This is a genomic window from Peteryoungia algae, assembly GCF_030369675.1.
In the GTDB taxonomy this organism is placed as follows: Bacteria; Pseudomonadota; Alphaproteobacteria; order Rhizobiales; family Rhizobiaceae; genus Allorhizobium; species Allorhizobium algae.
Window position 1 is genome coordinate 3,619,771 of sequence record NZ_CP128477.1, and the last position, 15,972, is coordinate 3,635,742.

Genomic DNA, 15,972 nt, shown 5'->3' on the forward strand with positions numbered 1-15,972 from the left:
AACTTGATTGGGGCCCGGGGGCGACAAGCCCCCGGGACTTGCCTTGAGAGGGCTCCATGAAGCGCGTCCAGTTCAACTCGCGATACCTGCCGTATCTGTTCCTGCTGCCGCAGTTCGCGATCATTTCCATTTTCTTCTATTGGCCCTCGATGCAGGCCATCCAGTCCTCTTTCTATATCGAGGACCCCTTTGGCTTCGGTTCGAGCTTCGTCGGCGCCGACAACTACACGGATGCGCTCACCTCACCGGAATACCAGCGGATCGCCCGCTTCACGATCGCCTACAGCCTGATCGTCACCTTCCTGGCTTTGTCGATCGGCATGCTGCTCGCGCTGAAGGCGGATGCCGTCATTCGCGGCCAGTCCGCCTACAAGACGCTGCTGATCGTGGTGTATGCCATTGCCCCGCCGGTCGCAGGCCTGATCGGCATGATGCTCTTCGACCAGCATATCGGTCCCTTCGTCAAATTCGCCGCCCTCTTCGGTTGGGACATGAAGGTCGGCCTGAATTATTTCGATACCGCCTTTGCCATGGTGGCGGTCGCCGTCTGGAACCAGATCCCCTACAATTTCATCTTCTTTCTCTCCGGCCTTCAGGGCATCCCGGCCTCCATCCGCGAGGCCGCGGCGATCGACTGCAAGTCCGGCACGCGCCGCTTCTGGACCGTCATCCTGCCGCTGCTCACGCCGACCGCCTTCTTCCTGCTGGTCATCAACATGACCTATTCGCTCTTCGACACCTTCGGCGTCATCGACGTCATCGTGAAGGACAAGCCGGCCAACAACCCGATCACCCTGGTCTACAAGGTCTATCTCGACGGCTTCCGCGGCAACGACCTCGGCTCGTCCTCGGCCCAGTCGGTCATCCTGATGCTGGTTGTCCTGGTCCTGACCATGATCCAGTTCCGCTTCATCGAACGCCGCGTCCATTACGGTTGAGGAGAGCACCATGTACCGCACCAAATTCTTCGACCATCTGATCCTGACCGCAGGCGTCATCTTCATGCTCGGACCGTTGGTGGTGGCCTTCACCACCTCGACCCACTCCGCCGCCGAGATCCACACGCACGGCCTGATGCTCTCGGTTGGGGACAATTTCGCCACGACCTATGACAAGGTCCTGTTCAAGTCCGGCGGCTTCACCGGCCAGGTGACGGGTCTCACCATGGCGATGAACTCGCTGATCCTGGGCCTTGGCTTTGCCATCGGCAAGATCGTGCTGTCGATGCTGGCAGCCTACGCCATCGTCTACTTCCGTTTTCGCTTTGCCACACTCGCCTTCTGGCTGATCTTCACCACGCTGCTCCTGCCGCTCGAAGTGCGCATCATGCCGACCTACAAGGTCATGAGCGAGCTTTCGCTCCTGAACAGCTATCAGGGCCTCATCCTGCCGCTTCTGGCCTCCGCCACAGGCACCTTTTTCTTCCGGCAGTTCTTCAAGTCCGTGCCGGACGAGCTTCTGGAGGCCGCGCGCATCGATGGTGCCGGCCCCTTCAAGTTCTTCATCGATATCCTCTTGCCGCTCTCGCGCACCATGATCGCCGCCGTCTTCATCATCATGTTCGTCTATGGCTGGAACCAGTATCTCTGGCCCATGCTGATGACCACCGACGAGGGCTTCTACACCCTGATGCGCGGCATCAAGCAGATCCTGCAGGTCTGGGTCGGCTCGCAGATCCCCGATTATAACGAAGCCTTTGCCATGGCCGTGCTCGCACTCCTGCCCCCCGTCATCGTGGTGGTGGTGTTCCAGAGCTGGTTCATCAAGGGCCTCACCGAAACCGACAAGTAAAGGGAGTGCCAACCATGGCGTCCATCGACATCAACCGGGTCTCCAAGATCTATGACAAGGGCGGCGCTATGGCCGTCGACACGGTCGGCATCCAGATCGAGGACGGTGAATTCATCGTGCTCGTCGGCCCCTCCGGCTGCGGCAAGTCCACGCTGCTGCGCATGGTCGCGGGGCTTGAGGATATTTCAGAGGGGACGATCTCGATCGGCGACCGTGTGGTCAACGAAGTCGAGCCGGCAGACCGCGACATCGCCATGGTTTTCCAGAACTATGCGCTCTATCCGCACATGACCGTCTACGACAACCTTGCCTACGGCCTGAAGAACCGGGGCACGCCAAAGGCGGAAATTGCGGCCCGCGTGGCGGAAGCCGCCAAGATGCTGGAGATCGAGAAATATCTCGACCGCAAGCCGCGTGCGCTCTCCGGCGGCCAGCGCCAGCGCGTTGCCATGGGCCGTGCGATTGTGCGCAAACCCGCCGTCTTCCTGTTCGACGAGCCGCTGTCCAATCTCGACGCCAAGCTGCGCGTCACCATGCGCGGCGAAATCCGCAAGCTCCAGAAGCGGTTGAAGACGACCGCAATCTACGTCACCCATGACCAGCTGGAGGCCATGACACTCGCAGACCGCCTGGTGGTGCTGAACAGTGGCCGGATCGAGCAGATCGGCACGCCGCTTGAGGTCTACAACCGTCCGGCCTCGACCTTTGTCGCGAGCTTCATCGGCTCCCCGGCTATGAACCTCGTCCATGGGCGGATCGAAGGCTCTGAACTCACCATCGGGGACGAGCAGATCGCCTTGAACGGTGTCTGGCCGCGGGGCGATGTCCGTGTGGGTCTGAGGGCAGAGGATCTGGTCCTCGCAGGCGAGGGCGAGGTGATGTTCGACCTTGCCATCGATTATGTCGAGGAACTCGGCGCCCAGCGGCTCGTGCATGGTCTGATCGGCGAACAACATCTCACCGCGGTCGTCGGCTCGAGCGTCCCGCTCGCGGCCAGGCTTCCCTTGCGCATCGCACCGGACCGGCTGCATTTCTTCGCAGCCGATACCGGCCGGCGCCTGGAGCCCGGTTCGCGCGACGCGGTCTCGACGACTGCGTCCGCCGAGCGCAGCCAGGCTTTTGCCTGAGCCGATCGCGCGCATTTTAACAATCGGGCTCACGTGAACTTAGGAGCTTGCTGGTAGCGTCCCCTGCGATTTGAGAGGGGGAAAACATGGCTTTGAAGCTTCTTTTGGCGGGAATGGCGAGTGCTGCACTGATGGCGCCGCACCGCCGTATGGATGAGCAGGCGCCTGTGGTCGCCGCCAATGGTGATCACCTGGCGCTCAAGGCAGCGCCCATCAACGCGGACTGGATCATTCGCGGCACGCCGCTCGCGCGTATCGGGGAGCATTCGCAAAGCACCGACGAGGCGAGCCTGACGGCCGTCTGGGATTGCACAGCTGGCGAGTTCCGCTGGTTCTTCGGCTGGGACGAAACAGTGGTCATCCAGGAAGGCGAAGTGCATGTCACCGGCGAGGACGGAAGCCAGCGCATGCTGAGGGCAGGCGACATCGCTTACTTCCGCCAGGGTACCTGGTCGACGTGGCGGGTCGACAATTACGTCCGCAAGGTTGCCTTCCTGCGAAAACCCTTCCCCGGACCGCTCGCCACGCTCTACCGGATCCGCAACGCGCTGAGGCGTGGCAAGTATTCCGCACTCTGACCTGAAACCTCGTTCAGCAAAATTGAGGCGGCGCGGCGTTGCTATCCCCCGCCGCACGGCCTAAATCTCCGAGACTTTCCGAACGGAGACAGACCCCATGGCGAAGATTACCAATGTCGCGGTCCAGATGGACCATGTATCCACGATCAACATCGCGGGCGACTCCACCTTCGCCATGAGCCTGGAAGCGCAGGCGCGCGGCTACAAGCTTTTCCACTACACGCCGGAGCGCCTGTCGATGCGCGACGGCAAGGTTTATGCGACCGTCGAGCCGATGGAACTGCGCGACGTCAAGGGCGACCACTTCACGCTCGGCGCCGCCGAGCGGGTGGATCTCTCGTCCATGGACGTGGTGCTGTTGCGCCAGGATCCGCCTTTCGACATGGCCTATATCACCGCCACCCACCTGCTCGAGCGCATCCACCCCCAAACGCTCGTCGTCAACGATCCGGCCTGGGTGCGCAATTCGCCGGAAAAGATCTTCGTCACCGAGTTCGCTGACCTGATGCCGCCGACATTGATCACGAAGGATCCGGCCGAGATCGCCCGCTTCCGCGAGGAGCAGGGCGATATCATCCTGAAGCCGCTTTACGGCAATGGCGGCGCCGGCGTCTTCCACTCGACGCGCGACGACCGCAATTTCTCCTCGCTGATGGAAATGTTCGGCCAGATGTTCCGCGAGCCGTTCATCGCTCAGGGCTATCTGCCGGCCGTCCGCAAGGGCGACAAGCGCATCATCCTCGTTGATGGCGAGCCGGTTGGCGCAATTAACCGGGTGCCCGCCGAACACGACGCCCGGTCCAATATGCATGCCGGCGGAAGACCGGAGCCGACCGAACTGACGGCGCGCGAGCGGGAAATCTGCGCCCGCATCGGGCCGGCCCTGCGTGAACGCGGCTTCCTGCTCGTGGGCATCGACGTCATCGGCGACTACATGACCGAGATCAACGTCACATCGCCAACCGGCATCCGCGAAGTGAAGAAGTTCGGCGGCGCCGACATAGCGGCCCTTCTCTGGGATGCAATCGAGCGCAAGCGCACCTAACCGACTGAAACCCCGCTGGAAGTTCCAGGCCTGTCCGGATTGCCCCGACGGGTGCAACCTCACGCTATCTGAAGATGCGAATGTTCCGCAAATGTTCTTGCGTGTCGTCGCCTCCTATGCGAGATTGTTCCTGTCGCCACACGCAATATGAAGTTGCACCGGCGGTTTCAGGTCGATCGGCGAGGGCGGGCAATGGTAGCGCGTATCAGTACGGTTGCATTCCAGGGCATTGAGGGCGTGCCTGTCGAGGTTCAGGTCATGGTCGCGCCCGGCAAGACGGGCATGCAGATCGTCGGTCTGCCCGACAAGGCGGTGGCCGAGAGCCGCGAGCGCGTCCAGGCGGCGCTGCACGCTTCCGGTCTGGCACTGCCGGCCAAGCGGGTGACGGTCAATCTGGCGCCGGCGGACCTTCCCAAGGAAGGCTCGCATTTCGACTTGCCCATCGCGCTCGGCCTCATGGCCGCACTCGGCGCGATCCCCGGGGACGCGCTATCAGGCTTCCTGGTTATCGGCGAGCTGAACCTGGATGGCACCATCGCCCCGATCGCCGGCGCATTGCCGGCAGCGATCAGTGCCAATGCCATGGACAAGGGGCTGATCTGCCCGGCCGACAGCGGCGCGGAAGCGGCCTGGGCCGGCAGCGAGGTCGATATCCTCGCCCCGCGCAGCCTGATCGCGCTCGCCAATCATTTCCGGGGGACGCAGGTGCTCACCCGACCGGAGCCTTCGGTGCGGGCACCCGCCGCCAATCTGCCTGATCTCGCCGACATCAAGGGGCAGGAAAGCGCCAAGCGCGCGCTGGAAGTGGCCGCTGCCGGCGGTCACAATCTGCTTTTCGTCGGCCCGCCCGGTTCGGGAAAGTCGATGCTGGCGGCGCGTCTGCCCTCCATCCTCCCGCCGCTGTCGCCGTCCGAACTGCTCGAAGTGTCTATGATCCATTCCATTGCCGGCCAGCTCTCCGGCGGCAAGCTCTCCGATCGGCGGCCGTTCCGCACGCCGCATCACTCGGCCACCATGGCAGCCCTTGTCGGAGGCGGCCTGCGGGCAAAGCCCGGTGAAGCCTCGCTCGCCCATCACGGCATCCTGTTCCTCGACGAACTGCCGGAATTTGCGCCGCCGGTGCTCGATGCCTTGCGCCAGCCGCTCGAGAATGGCGCATGCATCATCGCCCGCGCCAACCACCGCGTCTCCTATCCCTCCGATTTCCAGCTGGTCGCCGCGATGAATCCCTGCCGCTGCGGCATGGCGGGGGAGCCCGGTCATGTCTGCGCCCGCGGGATCCGCTGTCAGACAGAATATCAGGGCCGCATTTCCGGACCATTGATGGACCGCATCGATATCCGCATCGACGTTCCCGCGGTCTCTGCCAGCGATTTGATCCGGCCGCGGACGGCCGAAAGCAGCGTAGAGGTGGCCAGGCGCGTCGCTGCGGCCCGCGCCCGGCAGCGGGATCGTTTCGAAAGGCTTGGTCTCGCAGTCAGCACCAATGCCCGCTGCTCGACGGCCTTGATCGAAACGCTGGCCGAACCGGATGCCTCGGGCCTCCAGCTCTTGCGTGATGCGGCCGACAAGTTCCGCTTCTCGGCGCGTGGATACCACAGAGTGCTGAAGGTCGCCCGGACGCTTGCCGACCTCGACGGCGCTGAAATCCTGGGGCGCATTCACCTGGCCGAAGCGATCTCCTACCGCATCGCGTCCGAGAGGCTTGCAACGGCAGCCTGATGTGGAGGCCGGGCAGGACGGCGATAGAGCCTCAATGCTCGGCGGGCGGCCCTTCTGTCGGGCGCAACATGTCGACCGGCAGCATCATCCGGATCACCGCACCCGTTTCCGGATAGGTGATTTCGGTCTGTCCGCGCACGCCGGCAATGACGCGTTTCATCAGCGTCGAGCCGAAGCCGCCGCCGCCGGCCAGGGGTGGGGAGGGGACCGGTCCGCCGCTCTCGCGCCAGGTGATCACCAGTTGCTCGGCCGGTTCTGCATGTGTCTCGACCGACCAGTCGAGGGCGACGTGGCCGCCCTGCACGCTGAGTGCCCCATATTTCGCGGCATTCGTTCCGAGTTCGTGCAGGATGAGACTGAGCACGACAACGGTCTGGCCGCCGATCGGGACGCGCGGTCCGCTGGCGGAAAAGCGCGGCGTGCCGACAATGGCGAAGGGTTCGAGCGCCTGGAAGACGACGCTTTGCAGCGATGCGTCTTCGCCTTCGCGCAAGCCTCGCAACAAAAGGTTGGACCGGCCAAGCGCGGTCAGCCGGTCGCGCAGCCGCGCGGCGAGCTCGTCGGCGCTGGAGGCGTTCTTGAGCGAGAGGCTAATGATCGCGTTGATGGTGGCGAAGATGTTCTTGAGCCGATGGTCCAGCTCCTGCGCCATCACCTCCTGCTGTTCGGCAAGCCGCTGGATCTCCTCGCGCGTGGTCATCTCCTGGCGATAGGCCCTCGTGACGAGATAGATCAGTGTCAGGTCGGTCGCCACCACAAACAGGTAGAGCCCCATGGCGAGAAGCGTCCCCATGGAAAAATCGAACCGTCCGGGGCTGATGAAGAAATACCAGGCCGAAATGCCGGATAGTGCCGCCACCATCAGGCCTTGCCTCAGCCCGAAGACGAAGCCGCAAATGATGACGGCCGGGAAGAATGTCAGGAAGGGAAATCCGGCGGGCAGGACGGGATCGAACCATGCCCTGATGGCAAGGGCGATAACGAAGACGATGAGGCTCGCCACATAGGTGGCGACGAGGCCGCTGGGGGAATGTCGCTCCTGCACCGAGGCGAAGGCAGGGAGGCGATGAAGAAGTGCGCGCATGGGCCCCCTGGGGATGCAGTCAGATTGTCGGAGGCAAACTAGCCGGGGATGTGACCCGCCGCAATGCTTGCGGAAGCGCCGGTCCCGAGCCGGCGCTTCCGCGGATGGTTCACTCGCCGAGACCGGCGAAGAGGGCGGTCGAAAGATAACGTTCGGCGAAGGACGGGATGATCACGACGATTGTCTTGCCGGCATTCTCCTCCCGCTGGCCGAGCTGGATCGCGGCAGTCAACGCAGCGCCGGAGGAAATGCCGACCGGAACGCCTTCGAGCCGGGCGACGAGGCGGGCATTTTCAAAGGCTTCGTCATTGGTGACGGTGATGACTTCGTCATAGACTTCCCTGTCGAGGATAGCAGGCGCAAACCCGGCGCCGATGCCTTGGATCTTGTGGGGGCCGGGATTGCCGCCGGAAAGAACCGGGCTGTCGGCAGGCTCCACCGCGATGATCTTGACCCCTGGCTTGCGGCTCTTCAGCACCTGCCCCGTGCCGGTGATCGTGCCGCCTGTACCGATGCCGGACACCAGGAAGTCGATCGTGCCTTCGGTATCGTTCCAGATTTCCTCGGCGGTGGTCTTGCGGTGGATCTCCGGATTGGCCGGGTTTTCGAACTGCTGCGGGATTACGGCGTCAGGCGTCGCATCAGCCAGTTCCTGGGCCTTCGCGATCGCGCCCTTCATGCCCTTGGCACCTTCTGTCAGCACGAGTTCCGCCCCGAGAAGCGCCAGCATCTTGCGGCGCTCGATCGACATGGTCTCGGGCATGGTCAAGATCAGGCGATAACCCTTGGCGGCTGCCGCGAAGGCAAGAGCAATGCCGGTATTGCCCGAAGTCGGCTCGATGAGAACCGTCTTGCCGGCCACGATCTTGCCCTGTGCTTCCAGGCTTTCGATCATTGCCACACCGATACGGTCCTTGACCGAGGCGATTGGATTGAAAAACTCGAGCTTGGCCAGCAGATGCGCCTTCACGCCCTTTTCCCTGGCCAGCTTGTCGAGCCTGACGATGGGGGTGTCGCCGATCGTTTCGGTGATCGAGCCATAGACGCGTCCGCGACCGGGTTTTTTCTGCTCAGTCATGTGTTTCTCCCTGATGATCTTGTTGAACCCAGCTTATGCTTCCCTCGAAGGCCGCGCCAGCACAGGCATGTCGCCGAGGGACGCCTGGTTGGAATAATCTGCTCCGCCTCCGCAAGGCTTGGAACGCCTGGACCGGCTTCAGGCCGCACGCGCCGCAATATAGGCTGCCGTACCCGCAAGGACCCCCGCCGCGCCGCGGTTGAGGAGCTTGAGTGCCTCCGGCCTTTTGAGCAGGCCCCGCGCCTGGGCGGCAAGAAGGATATAGGGCAGCAGCACCGCCATCAGGACGATGAAGGTCAGTCCGACGAGCAGAACGTAGTCCGCAGACCCGATTGCCTCCAGCGGAATGAGTGTCGGCACGAGAGCCACGTAAAACAGCATGGTCTTCGGATTGCCGAGCGTGACCAGCAGGCCGGAGAGGAACGAAAGCGCCGGGCGCATGGCCGTTTGGGCCTTGATGTCCTGCGGCAGGAGCCCGGCCGTCCAGAGCTTCCAGGCGACATAGACGAGATAGGCCGCCCCGAGGAATTTCAGGATCAGGAAGGGCGTGGCAAAGGTCTTGGCCAGCACCGAAAGCCCAAGGATGACGGCGGTCAGATAGACGAGATCGCCGAGAATCAGCCCGAGCCCCATGAAGAAGGTCGGCCGGAAGCCGGAGCCCAGCGCACGCGCCACGATTGCCGTCATGCCCGGGCCCGGAATGGCAGCCGCAATGAAGAGGGCGCCGCAATAGGCAATGATGGTCGTCAGGGTCATGGGGGCTCCTCCTCGCCCCATTCCTAATCCTGGCGGCAAAGACTTGCAACGGTGACACGATCGCGATTGCGATCCGGGATCGGTTGTATCAAGGAGGGTGCACACTTGCGTGGAGACGTCGTTGTGCCAAGCCTGCCTGCATTCCTCGCCTTCAGCCTGATCTGCCTCGGCATGGTCCTGACACCTGGACCCAACATGATCTATCTGGTGTCACGATCGATTTGCCAGGGTCCCATGGCGGGCCTTGTCTCGCTCGGTGGCGTCGCCCTCGGCTTCGTGGTCTATATGGTTTTGACCGCGCTCGGCATCACCGTGCTGCTGCTGGCCGTACCGCTGGCCTACGAAGTGCTGAAGCTCTGCGGCGCACTTTATCTCGCCTGGCTGGCCTGGCAGGCCCTGCGCCCCGGCGGACGCTCACCCTTTCAGGTCCGCGATCTGCCCGTCGACCGCCCGCGCAAGCTCTTTCTGATGGGCTTCGTCACAAGCCTGCTCAATCCGAAAGTCGCGATCCTCTATGTGTCGCTGCTGCCGCAATTTGTCGATCCAGCGCGGGGCAGCGTGCTTCTTCAGTCGCTGAGCCTCGGCTTCACACAGATCGTCATCAGCGTCTCGGTCAATGGTTTGATCGCTTTGACCGCTGGCACCATTGCGCTTTTCCTCGCGGGCCGGCCGCTCTGGATGGTCGTGCAGCGCTGGTTGATGGGCACCGTGCTTGCGGCGCTCGCCATCCGCATGGTGGCGGAAGCGCAGCGGTAAACGCCGACCTCACACCCCCGTCGAACCGAACCCGCCAGCACCTCGCACAGTCTCCGATGTCTCGGTTACCTCGGTCAGCCTGACCTGCGTCACCGGTGCGATCACCATCTGCGCGACCCGCATGCCGCGGGAGATGACGAAATCGGCCTCACCGAGATTGATCAAGAGCACCTTCACCTCGCCGCGATAGTCGCTGTCGATGGTGCCTGGCGTGTTGAGGCAGGTCACGCCGTTCTTGAGGGCGAGCCCCGAGCGCGGCCGGATCTGCGCCTCGAAACCGTGCGGGATTTCCATGATCCAGCCTGTTGGAACCAGCGCCCTCGCGCCCGGCGCGAGCGTGAGTGGTTTCCCGTCATCAACGGCCGCGCGCAGATCCATGCCGGCAGCCCCCGCCGTCTCGTAGGCGGGAAGCTCCAGCCCCTCGCCATGCGGCAGGCGCTTGAGCGTGAGCAGGGGACCTGGGACGTTGGAGCGGATGGCGGACATGGGCAGGATTCCTTTGTTTGTCGCGCTCAATTGCATATTGGCCGGTGAAACGCTAGATAACCGCCCGACCAGAAGGAACTCCACGATCATGGCCGAAACGCTCGCCGAGGCGGTCTCCCGCCGCCGCACCTTTGCTATTATCGCGCACCCGGATGCGGGTAAGACGACACTCACCGAAAAGCTGCTGCTGTTCGGCGGCGCCATTCAGCTCGCCGGTGAAGTGAAGGCCAAGAAGGATCGCATCCAGACCCGGTCGGACTGGATGAAGATCGAGCGCGAGCGCGGCATCTCGGTCGTCACCTCTGTCATGACTTTCGAATATGACGGCAATGTCTTCAACATCCTCGACACACCGGGTCACGAAGACTTCGCCGACGACACCTATCGCACGCTGACCGCCGTCGATGCGGCCGTCATGGTCATTGATGCCGCCAAGGGTATTGAGCCGCGAACCTTGAAGCTGTTCGAGGTCTGCCGCATGCGCGACATCCCGATCATCACCTTCGTCAACAAGATGGACCGCGAAAGCCGCGACATCTTCGAGATCCTCGACGAGGTGGAAGAGAAGCTGGCGCTCGACACGGCCCCGATCACCTGGCCTGTCGGTCGTTCGAAAAGCTTCTGTGGCTCCTACAATCTGGTCGACAACACCTTCCGCGGCTCCGACAAGCAGGTCGAGGCGCTCGCGGTCAACAGCCCGAAGAACGTCGCCGAAAACCTGCCGGAAAACGAGCGTGCCACCTTCGTCGATGAGCTGGAACTGGCGCAGGAAGCCTGCCGGCCTTTTGATCACAAAGCCTTCCTCGAAGGTCACATGACGCCGGTTTTCTTCGGCTCCGCCTTGCGGAATTTCGGCGTGCGCGACCTGATCAACGCGCTGGGCGCCTTTGCGCCCCCGCCGCGCGACCAGGTCGCCGATGTCAGAACGGTGCACGCGGCCGAAGACAAGATGACGGCCTTCGTCTTCAAGATCCAGGCCAATATGGATCCCAATCACCGGGACCGCATCGCCTTTGCCCGCATCTGCTCCGGCAAGCTTGAGCGCGGCATGAAGGCGCGCCTTGCCCGCACCGGCAAGCAGATGGGCCTGACGGCACCGCAGTTCTTCTTCGCGTCGCAGCGTCAGCTCGCCGACACGGCTTACGCCGGTGATGTCGTCGGCATCCCGAACCACGGCACGCTGCGCATCGGTGATACCCTGACCGAAGGCGAAAACCTCGTGTTCCAGGGCGTGCCGAACTTCTCGCCAGAAATCCTGCGCCGTGTCCGTCTGGAAGATGCGATGAAGGCGAAGAAGCTGAAGGAAGCCCTGCAGCAGATGGCGGAAGAGGGTGTCGTGCAGCTCTTCTCGCCGGAAGACGGCTCGCCCGCCATCGTCGGCGTCGTCGGCGCGCTGCAGCTCGACGTGCTGAAGGAGCGCCTTCAGGGCGAATACGGCCTGCCGGTCTCCTTCGAAATGTCGCGCTTCTCCGTCTGCCGCTGGATTTCGGCCGAACAGAAGGACGATCTTGAAAAGTTCATGACCCAGCGCCGTGGCGACATCTGCCGCGATCTCGATGGCGACCCGGTCTTCATGGCGCAAGACCAGTTCTCGCTTCGTTACGAGTCCGAACGCTACCCGGCGATCAAGATGGTTGCCATCAAGGAGTATCACGCCGTCAAGGCGGCGTGATCGATCTCGGGGGTGGCGGCGCTGGCTCGCCACCTGCTTCTCGGTCGGTCAAATTGCCGGAGCGATCCGCAGCCCTGACGATGGCTGGAAGTCGATCCGCAGGCGTTCATAGCTTTCGATGGTCGGATGTGATGTCTCGAGCGGCTGGGCGTGGGTGGCCGTGACGACGGCGACATCGGCCCCTGCCGCTTCTCCGGCCCTGACGCCAGCCAGCACATCCTCGAAGACCAGGCAGCGGGACGGATCGACGCCAAGCTTCTGCGCGCCGAGGCGGTAGCCGGCCGGATCGGGTTTGCCGATCTTCACATCCTCGGCCGTCACGATTTGCAGCGGTTGTGGCAGGCCGGCAGCACCGATGCGGGCACGCGCAAGGGCGGAAGGCGCCGAGGTCACGATTGCCCAGCGCTCCGCAGGCAGGCTTTTCAGAAAGGCGATGGCACCCGAAATGGGAACAACGCCGTCGAGATCCTCGATTTCGCCGCGCTCGATCTCCAGAGCTTCCTGCACGACGTCGATGCCGGGCAGGTTCAGCGCGCTGATCGTGTCGATTCCACGCTTGCCGTGCATGAAGGGCAGGAAGGTCTCGAGATCGAGACCATGCCTCAGCGCCCAGCGGCTCCAGACCCGTTCGGCAGCGGCGATGGAGTTGAGCAGCGTCCCGTCCATGTCGAAGAGAAAAGCGTCATAGGAGCGGTCGAAAAGCCTGTCGGGGGAATGATGCAAGGCGTGGCTCCTCTGGTCCAATGCGCGATGAGGCTCCCTAGCTGCTCCGGGCCAAGCCTACAAACACTTAAATCGGCAAGAGATGAGTGACAGAGACACCACTCTCGCCTAGTCTCGACCTCGAGAGACAGGGGCGTCCGGCGAAAGCCGGGCTGAGAAGGACCCTTTGAACCTGAACCAGATCATGCTGGCGGAGGGAGTCGCTCGGGTGCCGCGGGCTCTCTGCGTCTGCCCGTCGCTTCTCCACCCGCAAAGGAGAAGCCGAGATGCCATCGTCCCCCATCCGCAACGTGCTCACCATTGCCGGCTCCGACCCCTCCGGGGGTGCCGGCATCCAGGCGGACCTCAAGGCCTTCTCCGCGCGCGGTTGTTACGGCATGGCCGTCATTACCGCGCTGACCGCGCAGAATACGAGAGGGGTCTCGGCCGTCATGCCGCTCGATCCCGGCTTCGTGGCAGAGCAGATCCGCATGGTCTTTGCCGATATTCGCGTCGATGCGGTGAAGATCGGCATGATTGCCAACTCCGGCATCGCGCGCGCGGTCGCCGATATGCTGAGGCCTCATCGCGGCATCCCCATCGTGCTTGATCCCGTCATGATCGCCAAGGGAGGGGCCGCTCTGCTCGACCCGGAGGCGATCGACGCGCTGACGAACGAGCTCCTGCCGCTGGCCACACTGCTCACGCCCAACCTGCCGGAGGCCGCGGCTCTGCTCGGCGACCCCGAAGCCTGCGACCGGCGGATCGTGGAGTCCCAGGCCATCAGGCTGACGGGCCTTGGCCCGGAGGCCGTCCTCGTCAAGGGTGGCCATCTGCCGGGCCAGGAAAGCCCCGACGTGTTGGTGGTCGGGGGAGCCGTGACGTGGTTTGAGGCCGATCGCATCCCTACGCGCAACACCCATGGCACGGGCTGTTCCCTGTCGAGCGCCCTGGCCGCCGAACTGGCGAAGGGCCTCGAAACACCGGAGGCTGTGAGGCTCGCCAAGGCCTGGCTCGGAGACGCGGTCCGGACTTCGGGTCAACTGTCCGTCGGTTCGGGGCATGGCCCGGTCCACCATTTCCACGCCCTGTGGGAGGTCACTGGGCAGAGTTGATGGCTGGGAGACGGGATCTACAAAAAAAGAAGGCCCGGCGGTGGAGTGCCGCCGGGCAAGGTGAACTTGACTGCCGGGTTTAATGCTCGGCCTTGATAAAGGTTCCGTTCTGCAGCTCCTTCATCGCCTGCATCAGCTCTTCGCGGGTGTTCATCACGATCGGCCCGTGCCAGGCGACGGGCTCCTTGATCGGCTTGCCGGTCACGAGAAGGAAGCGGATACCCTGCTCGCCCGCCTGCACGGTAATCTCGTCGCCGGTGTCGAAGACGACGAGCGTGCGGTTTCCGGAGAGGTCGCGGATATTCAGCTCTTCGCCCAGATACTCCTTCTCGACCTTGACGCCGAAGGGCGTCGACGCATCGCGGAACGACCCGGAGCCGGCGAAGATATAGGCAAATGCCGAGCGATAGGTATCGACCGGGAAGGACTTGCGCTTGCCCGGCGGCACCGAAATGTCGAGATAGACCGGTTCGGCGGCAATCCCGTCGACCGGGCCGTTCTTGCCCCAGAATTCGCCGGAGATGACACGGACCGAAGTCCCGTCATCGTCCACGACGACCGGAATGTCGGCCGACTTGATGTCCTGATAGCGCGGCTTCGTCATCTTCAGCGACGAGGGCAGGTTGGCCCAGAGCTGGAAACCGTGCATGCGGCCGGCGAAATCGCCCTTTGGCATTTCCTGATGCAGGATCCCGCTACCGGCCGTCATCCACTGCAGGTCCCCGGCGCCCAGCATACCTTGATTGCCCAGGCTGTCGCCATGCTCGACAGTTCCGGCAAGCACATAGGTGATCGTCTCGATGCCGCGATGCGGATGCCACGGAAAGCCGCGGACATAATCGCTCGGCGTGTCGTTGCGGAAGTCGTCCATCATCAGGAACGGATCGGTCATGTCAGGATCGCCGAAGCCGAAGACGCGGTGCAGCTTGACGCCGGCGCCTTCCATGGTCGGCGTGGCGCGGCTCTCATGTTTGACGGGACGTATGGACATCGGGGATCTCCTCGGAACGAAAGGCTTCGGTTGCAGCCAGTATAGACGATCGGAGGAGGCTGCGGAGGAGCGCCAAAGGCAACGCAGTGTTCACTTTTGCTCGTGTTGCACTGCGAAAAGCCATTGCCGGCCCGGATAAATATCTGTCATGAAGGCAGTGACGTTTGCAAATCGTTAGCCATTCGAGCCAAGACTGGGTGAAAGTCGTCGGTGGTTTGGCGGATTGGGAGATGTAAGGACATATGTGTCGCTGGGCAGCCTATCGCGGAGTTCCGATCTTCCTGGAGGAGCTCGTCACCTCGCCCGCTCATTCCCTGATCGAGCAATCCCATTGCGCAACACGCGCGAAAACTGCGACCAATGCCGATGGTTTCGGCATCGCCTGGTATGGTGATCGCCCCGAGCCCGGCCGGTTCCGCGATGTTCTCCCCGCCTGGTCCGACTGCAATCTGAAGAGCCTTGCCCGCCAGATCCGTTCGCCGCTCTTTCTCGCCCATGTGCGCGCCGCGACCCATGGCGCGACGCGTCGCGACAATTGCCATCCCTTCGTGCATGGAAACTGGTCCTTCATGCACAATGGCCAGATCGACAATTTCGACCGCATCCGCCGCCCCATGGAAGGCATGCTGGACGACGAACATTTCCACGCCCGTGTCGGCACCACCGACAGCGAACTCCTCTTCCTGCTCGCCCTGCAGTTTGGTCTGCGGGAGCGCCCGATCGCCGCCATGAGCGAGGCCGTCGGCTTTGTCGAGCAGATCAGCCTGCATTTGACCGGCGAGGCCAGGATTCGCCTGACGGCGGCTTTTTCCGACGGCGAGACGCTCTATGCGGTACGCTACTCCACCGACGAGCACGCCCCCACGCTCTATGCCGCCCCCATGGGGCCGAAGGGAAGCTACTGCCTCGTCTCGGAACCCCTGAACGACGAGACCGACACCTGGGTGGAAATCACGGCCGGCAGTGCCGTGATCCTTAATGGAAACGGGCTGGATGCCGCTGAGTTCAAGCCGCAGGTCGAACGCATCAGGCTCGATCAGGTACGCCAGCCCGCTATGGCCGGCTAACC

The 15,972-nt window shown here is 63.2% G+C and carries 16 protein-coding genes and 1 riboswitch; of the genes, 10 read left to right on the forward strand and 6 right to left on the reverse strand.

What is annotated here, in order from left to right:
• Nucleotides 1-56 precede the first annotated feature (56 nt).
• The 6 genes from QTL56_RS17150 to QTL56_RS17175 all read left to right on the forward strand — a co-directional run bounded on the left by QTL56_RS17150 (nt 57) and on the right by QTL56_RS17175 (nt 6,263).
• Entirely contained in the window at nt 57-938 is an 882-nt protein-coding gene (locus tag QTL56_RS17150) for an ABC transporter permease subunit (protein ID WP_245134365.1), read from the forward strand.
• A gap of 10 nt (nt 939-948) precedes the next feature.
• Nucleotides 949-1,791: a sn-glycerol-3-phosphate ABC transporter permease UgpE gene (gene ugpE, locus QTL56_RS17155; RefSeq protein ID WP_245134367.1), complete on the forward strand. Its 843-nt coding sequence runs from the start codon at nt 949-951 to the stop codon at nt 1,789-1,791.
• Nucleotides 1,792-1,805: 14 nt separating this feature from the next.
• Complete coding sequence (locus QTL56_RS17160) at nt 1,806-2,918, forward strand: sn-glycerol-3-phosphate import ATP-binding protein UgpC (protein WP_245134369.1); 1,113 nt, start codon at nt 1,806-1,808, stop codon at nt 2,916-2,918.
• Nucleotides 2,919-3,004: 86 nt separating this feature from the next.
• The gene (locus tag QTL56_RS17165) at nt 3,005-3,496 is read left to right on the forward strand and encodes a cupin domain-containing protein (protein ID WP_229573493.1); all 492 of its coding nucleotides are present in this window, start codon (nt 3,005-3,007) and stop codon (nt 3,494-3,496) included.
• 97 nt (nt 3,497-3,593) lie between these two features.
• Nucleotides 3,594-4,541: a glutathione synthase gene (gshB, locus tag QTL56_RS17170; RefSeq protein ID WP_245134371.1), complete on the forward strand. Its 948-nt coding sequence runs from the start codon at nt 3,594-3,596 to the stop codon at nt 4,539-4,541.
• Between the two features lie 192 nt (nt 4,542-4,733).
• A complete protein-coding gene (locus QTL56_RS17175; RefSeq protein WP_245134373.1) occupies nt 4,734-6,263 on the forward strand; it encodes a YifB family Mg chelatase-like AAA ATPase in 1,530 nt (509 codons plus the stop codon).
• Between the two features lie 31 nt (nt 6,264-6,294).
• On the opposite strand, the gene QTL56_RS17180 is transcribed toward QTL56_RS17175, so the two are convergent.
• The 3 genes from QTL56_RS17180 to QTL56_RS17190 form a co-directional block, all read right to left on the reverse strand.
• The gene (locus tag QTL56_RS17180; RefSeq protein ID WP_229573490.1) at nt 6,295-7,347 is read right to left on the reverse strand and encodes an HWE histidine kinase domain-containing protein; all 1,053 of its coding nucleotides are present in this window, start codon (nt 7,345-7,347) and stop codon (nt 6,295-6,297) included.
• 109 nt (nt 7,348-7,456) lie between these two features.
• On the reverse strand, nt 7,457-8,425 hold the full coding sequence (gene cysK / locus QTL56_RS17185; RefSeq protein WP_229573489.1) for a cysteine synthase A: 969 nt from the start codon (nt 8,423-8,425) through the stop codon (nt 7,457-7,459).
• A gap of 138 nt (nt 8,426-8,563) precedes the next feature.
• Complete coding sequence (locus QTL56_RS17190; protein WP_245134375.1) at nt 8,564-9,181, reverse strand: LysE family translocator; 618 nt, start codon at nt 9,179-9,181, stop codon at nt 8,564-8,566.
• A 171-nt stretch (nt 9,182-9,352) separates the two neighbouring features.
• On the opposite strand from QTL56_RS17190, the gene QTL56_RS17195 reads away from it, so the two are divergent.
• Entirely contained in the window at nt 9,353-9,937 is a 585-nt protein-coding gene (locus QTL56_RS17195) for a LysE family translocator (protein WP_229573904.1), read from the forward strand.
• A gap of 9 nt (nt 9,938-9,946) precedes the next feature.
• On the opposite strand, the gene dut is transcribed toward QTL56_RS17195, so the two are convergent.
• Nucleotides 9,947-10,423 carry a dUTP diphosphatase gene (gene dut, locus QTL56_RS17200; protein WP_245134376.1) on the reverse strand — a complete coding sequence of 159 codons (477 nt, stop codon included), beginning with the start codon at nt 10,421-10,423 and terminating at the stop codon, nt 9,947-9,949.
• A gap of 88 nt (nt 10,424-10,511) precedes the next feature.
• Here dut and QTL56_RS17205 point away from each other — a divergent pair, with 88 nt between their 5' ends.
• Entirely contained in the window at nt 10,512-12,095 is a 1,584-nt protein-coding gene (locus tag QTL56_RS17205; protein WP_245134378.1) for a peptide chain release factor 3, read from the forward strand.
• Between the two features lie 48 nt (nt 12,096-12,143).
• On the opposite strand, the gene QTL56_RS17210 is transcribed toward QTL56_RS17205, so the two are convergent.
• Nucleotides 12,144-12,761 (reverse strand): HAD-IA family hydrolase, encoded by a 618-nt coding sequence (locus QTL56_RS17210; RefSeq protein WP_289393569.1) that lies wholly within the window; start codon nt 12,759-12,761, stop codon nt 12,144-12,146.
• 176 nt (nt 12,762-12,937) lie between these two features.
• A riboswitch (TPP riboswitch) is annotated at nt 12,938-13,034 on the forward strand.
• 50 nt (nt 13,035-13,084) lie between these two features.
• Between QTL56_RS17210 and thiD the strand changes: the two genes are divergently transcribed.
• Entirely contained in the window at nt 13,085-13,912 is an 828-nt protein-coding gene (gene thiD, locus QTL56_RS17215; RefSeq protein ID WP_245134382.1) for a bifunctional hydroxymethylpyrimidine kinase/phosphomethylpyrimidine kinase, read from the forward strand.
• 79 nt (nt 13,913-13,991) lie between these two features.
• Here the strand turns inward: thiD and QTL56_RS17220 are convergent, their stop codons facing one another.
• Nucleotides 13,992-14,903, reverse strand: coding sequence for a pirin family protein (locus tag QTL56_RS17220; RefSeq protein WP_245134385.1), 912 nt, complete (start codon nt 14,901-14,903; stop codon nt 13,992-13,994).
• Nucleotides 14,904-15,145: 242 nt separating this feature from the next.
• On the opposite strand from QTL56_RS17220, the gene QTL56_RS17225 reads away from it, so the two are divergent.
• Complete coding sequence (locus tag QTL56_RS17225; RefSeq protein ID WP_229573483.1) at nt 15,146-15,970, forward strand: class II glutamine amidotransferase; 825 nt, start codon at nt 15,146-15,148, stop codon at nt 15,968-15,970.
• The last annotated feature ends 2 nt before the right edge of the window (nt 15,971-15,972 follow it).